Annotated in this window: 5 protein-coding genes; 1 reads left to right on the plus strand and 4 read right to left on the minus strand. The window is 66.3% G+C overall.

From position 1 onward, the window contains the following. From A9X01_RS28135 to A9X01_RS28145, 3 genes are all read right to left on the minus strand, one after another. Positions 1 to 498 (minus strand): amidohydrolase family protein (locus A9X01_RS28135; RefSeq protein WP_436405315.1); only part of this gene is annotated, 498 nt, incomplete at its 3' end. Then, positions 495 to 821, minus strand: coding sequence for a hypothetical protein (locus tag A9X01_RS28140; RefSeq protein WP_065123853.1), 327 nt, complete (start codon positions 819 to 821; stop codon positions 495 to 497). The genes A9X01_RS28140 and A9X01_RS28135, both read right to left, overlap by 4 nt. Further along, the gene (locus A9X01_RS28145; RefSeq protein WP_065123854.1) at positions 821 to 2,089 is read right to left on the minus strand and encodes an aromatic ring-hydroxylating oxygenase subunit alpha; all 1,269 of its coding nucleotides are present in this window, start codon (positions 2,087 to 2,089) and stop codon (positions 821 to 823) included. Before A9X01_RS28145 ends, A9X01_RS28140 begins: the two co-directional genes overlap by 1 nt. An 87-nt stretch (positions 2,090 to 2,176) precedes the next feature. On the opposite strand from A9X01_RS28145, the gene A9X01_RS28150 reads away from it, so the two are divergent. After that, entirely contained in the window at positions 2,177 to 3,586 is a 1,410-nt protein-coding gene (locus A9X01_RS28150) for an aldehyde dehydrogenase (protein ID WP_065123855.1), read from the plus strand. Between the two features lie 22 nt (positions 3,587 to 3,608). Here the strand turns inward: A9X01_RS28150 and A9X01_RS28155 are convergent. Next, a partial coding sequence (locus A9X01_RS28155; RefSeq protein ID WP_155772326.1) for an MDR family NADP-dependent oxidoreductase occupies positions 3,609 to 4,125 on the minus strand: 517 nt, incomplete at its 5' end.

Here is a 4,125-nt window from a genome sequence, read left to right on the forward strand (position 1 = left end):
CGGCGCCAGCCGCTGAAACACCGTCGGGTCCAGGTGCCCGCCGTACGGGGTGACGGCATGGCCCGCCGGATAGATGCGGGGCCCGACGTGCCAACCCTGGTCCACGGCGCGCTGCAGCGCGACATCGAGCAGGTAGCCGCCGGTCTTGACCATCAGACCCAGGTTGCGCACCGTGGTGAAGCCGGCGTCCAGTGTGGTGCGCGCATTGACCGCTGCCCGCAGCGTGCGGTACGCGGGATCGTCCTGCACGCCGTGCATCGGCGCCGGCAGCCCTTCCGGCCCGCCCGGTCCGCCGATGAACAGGTTGAGCTCCATATCCATCAGACCGGGGAGCAAAGTGACGTCCCCGAGGTCCACGACCGTCGCCGAATCCGATTGCGCCTGTTCGGGATTGACCGCGGTGATGCGTTCGTCCTCGACCACCACCACCGCCGGCGAACGAACCTCGCCCGCAACCACGTCGGCCCACCGGGCCGCACGCAGGATGGTCGTGGTCACGGAACCGGCTCGGACACACAGTCCAGGGTGGCCGCGCCGGAGTCGGGCACCCGGGGCTGCTTCCAGCACTCCATCGGAAACGACACCATGATCATCGAATACAGCAGATGCATGAGGTTCAGGACATCCTCGGGCAGGTCGTCCAGCGCGAACTTGTCGCAGTAGGCAAGCGCTTCCTCGGCGCGTGGGGTGATCGCGTCGTAGAACGCCTTCATCTCGGCCATCGAACTCGACAGCCGTTTCGCGTAACGCTGCGGCTCGGTCGGCAGACACCAGTCCGAGAACGGCTCGAGATCGGCGAATTCGGTTGGCAGCACGCTCATCACACTCCTGCCCCGGTGCGCTGCCGGTAGTCCTCGATCCAGGCCGCGGTCTCCTTGTGCAGATGCCGAATCAGGATCTCCTGGTCGCAGAGCAGGAATTTGTCGAGCACCTGGGATTCGACCATGGACTGGGTGGCTTCCAGGGTGTTGGCGTCCTGCAGCCCGTATTCCTTGAATGACACCGCCGCCAACTCTTGGGCCACCCGTTCACGCGGGGTGCGCGGTTGCGGGAAGTACAGCGTGCCCTCGAACAGGTGGGTGTTATACGACGTCGGCCAGTAGTGGTAGGTCAGATACCAGCCCTGGCCCCAGAACAGCAGGACGAAATTGGGGAACAGCTGGAACGAATCCAGGCCCCACGGATCGCATTTCGCCGGGTTGAGCCCCTTGGGCATCGGTCCGAGATCCGGTTTGTCCCATGGTCCGAACAGGCCGCTCTGGCAGATGTCCTCGATCGGCTTGCGCATCTCGGCCGCCATCTCCCAGGCGCGCACGCCCGAGGTGCTGACCAGTCGGTGCGGCCCTTCCAGGCGATAGTGCGGCGCCTCGAATCCGGCTTCGGCGGCCGCCTTGGAATAGGCGGTCGGCGACTGGTTCGCATGCAACACCGGCGCGTGATAGAACTCCTGGAACGCATCCATGTAGAGCTTCCAGTTCGCCTTCACCTCGGACCGGTAGTGCCAGCGCGAGGTCATCCTGTCGAATGGATACCCCTCCAGGTCAGTGATCATCGGCCCCAGGAATTCCCGCAGCGATTGTTCGGGCTGCTTGGCGAAGTTGACGAAGACAAAGCCCTCCCACACCTCGCAGTGCACCGGCACCAGCCCGTAGCGGCTCTTGTCAAGATCGAAGAATTCCTCTTCCTGCTGCACAAAGGTCAGGTTGCCGTCCAGGTCGTAACGCCAGGCGTGGTACTTGCAGGTGAACTGGCGGCACACTCCGCTGGCCTCTTCGAGGGGCATGTCGTTCCACACCAGTTTGTTGCCGCGATGCCGGCACACGTTGTGAAACGCGTTGATATCCCCGGAACCGTTGCGCACCAGGATGATCGAGGTGTTGACCACCTTGAGCTCGCGGGTCAGGTAACTGCCCTTGCGGGGTAGCTGCTCGATCCGTGCCACGTTGAGCCAGGCCCGCTTGAAGATGGCTTCGCGCTCGAGGTGGTAGATCTCGGGGCTGATCGAGTCCTCGTAGGACACCGGACCGGTGCCTAGTTCGGGGTAATGCTGCGTCCAGCTACCCTCAGCCGGCTTGGGGAATCGCGCCATGCTCGCTCCTGTCCAGTCCGTCGCAGCCGACGGTATATGCTCGAAAACCTAATCACAAGTAGTTGAGATTGCCGATCGGAGGCCGGGATGGCGCAGAGCCTGACGGGGCATGTTTTCGAAGTCGTTTCGCCGCACACCGAGCAGCCGGTCGCCGAAGTCACCGCCGCAAGCCCGGACGATGTGGACGCGGCAGTCGACGCCGCGCGTGCAGCACTGGAAACCGGGCCCTGGGGGCGCACCGAACCGGCCGAGCGCATCGCGGCCGTCCGCCGCCTGGCCGACGTCTACGACCAGCACCGCAAACAGATGGCCGACACCATCACCACCGAGATCGGCGCACCGATCACCTTCGCCAAGCGTGCGCAGGTGGGCCTGCCCGCGATGATGATGCGCGCCTTCTGCGATCTGGCCGAACGGCACCCCTGGCGGGAGACGAGGTCCGGGTTCTTCGGGGCGGACGTGCAGATCCGCAAGGAACCGGTCGGCGTGGTCGCCGCGATTGTGCCCTGGAACATGCCGCAGTTCCTCATCGCCGGCAAGCTGGTTCCCGCGCTGCTGGCCGGTTGCACCGTGCTGATCAAGCCCGCGCCCGAATCCCCGTTGGACGCCCTGCTGTTGGCGGAGCTGCTGGATCAGGTGGATATCCCGCCGGGTGTGGTGACGGTGTTGCCCGGGGACCGCGTCGTCGGTGAACTGCTGGTCGGGCATCCCGGGGTGGACAAGGTCTCCTTCACCGGGTCGAGTGCCGCGGGCAGGGCCGTCGCCGCGGCGTGTGCCGCCAACCTCACCCGGGTCGGTCTGGAGCTGGGCGGGAAATCGGCCGCGATCATCCTCGACGACGCCGAACCGGAGAAGGTCGCCGCCGGGGTGCGCTCGGCCAGCCTGTCCAACAGCGGACAGATCTGCAACGCCCTGACCCGCCTGCTGGTGCCACAAGGTCGCCACGATGAGTACACCGACGCGATGGCCGCCGAGATGAGCGCCATCCGGGTGGGGGATCCGACCGACCCCGGCACCCAGATGGGCCCGCTGGTCTCGCACCGCCAGCAGCAGCGCGTCCTGGACTACATCCGGATCGGCGAGCGCGACGGCGCCCGGCGGGTGCTCGGCGGCACCGAACTGCCCGACGGTCTCGACCGCGGCTGGTACGTCCGGCCCACCCTGTTCGCCGACGCCGACAACAACATGACGATCGCGCGCGAGGAGATCTTCGGCCCCGTGCTGACCGTGATCCCCTACCGGGACGAGGACGAGGCGGTGGCGATCGCCAACGACAGCGACTACGGCCTGGCCGGGTCCGTGTGGTCCGCCGACACCGACCGGGCGCTCCGGATCGCGGCGCGGGTGCGCACCGGCACCCTCGGGATCAACCAGGGCTACACCATGGACCCGTTCGCGCCGTTCGGCGGTGTCAAGGCCAGCGGCTACGGTCGCGAGCTGGGCCCCGAGGGCATCGACGGCTACCTGGACGCCAAGTCCATCGCGGTAGCTCCCTGAGAGACGATGCGGCGCAACGCTTTCAAGTTGCGTCGCTGACCTTCACCAAGGTCTTGCCGATGTTGGCGCCGGTGAACAAGCCGTTGAGGGCATCGACGCACGACTCGATCCCGTCGTAGATGGTCTGGCGATGCCGCAGCCGGCCCTCGGCTTCCCACCGGCGCAGGTTGGCGAACGCCTCGTCGAAGCGGCCCCACTGGTCGAGGGCGTTGAATCCTTGCATGCTTGCGGTTTTGGACAGCAGGTTGACGTAGTTCGACGGTCCCGGGTGTTCGCCGGTGAGGTAGCTCGAGATGACGCCGCACAGCACGACCCGCGCTTTCGGCGCCAGCCGACCCAGGACGGCGTCGAGGATCGGCCCGCCGACATTGTCGAAGTAGACGTCAACGCGCTTGGGGCAATGCTGTTTGAGACCGGCCGCCACGTCCTCGTTCTTGTAGTCGATGCAGGCATCGAACCCGAAATCCTCGACCACCGCCCGGCATTTCTCCGGGCCACCGGCGATCCCGACCACCCGCGCGCCGGCGACCTTGGCGATC

The organism is Mycobacterium asiaticum (genome assembly GCF_001668675.1).
In the GTDB taxonomy this organism is placed as follows: Bacteria; Actinomycetota; Actinomycetes; order Mycobacteriales; family Mycobacteriaceae; genus Mycobacterium; species Mycobacterium asiaticum_D.

Coding starts and splice junctions, on each gene's coding strand:
- A9X01_RS28140 (WP_065123853.1), bottom strand. CDS start 821: ATGAGCGTGCTGCCAACCGAATTCGCCGATCTCGAGCCGTTCTCGGAC.
- A9X01_RS28145 (WP_065123854.1), bottom strand. CDS start 2,089: ATGGCGCGATTCCCCAAGCCGGCTGAGGGTAGCTGGACGCAGCATTAC.
- A9X01_RS28150 (WP_065123855.1), top strand. CDS start 2,177: ATGGCGCAGAGCCTGACGGGGCATGTTTTCGAAGTCGTTTCGCCGCAC.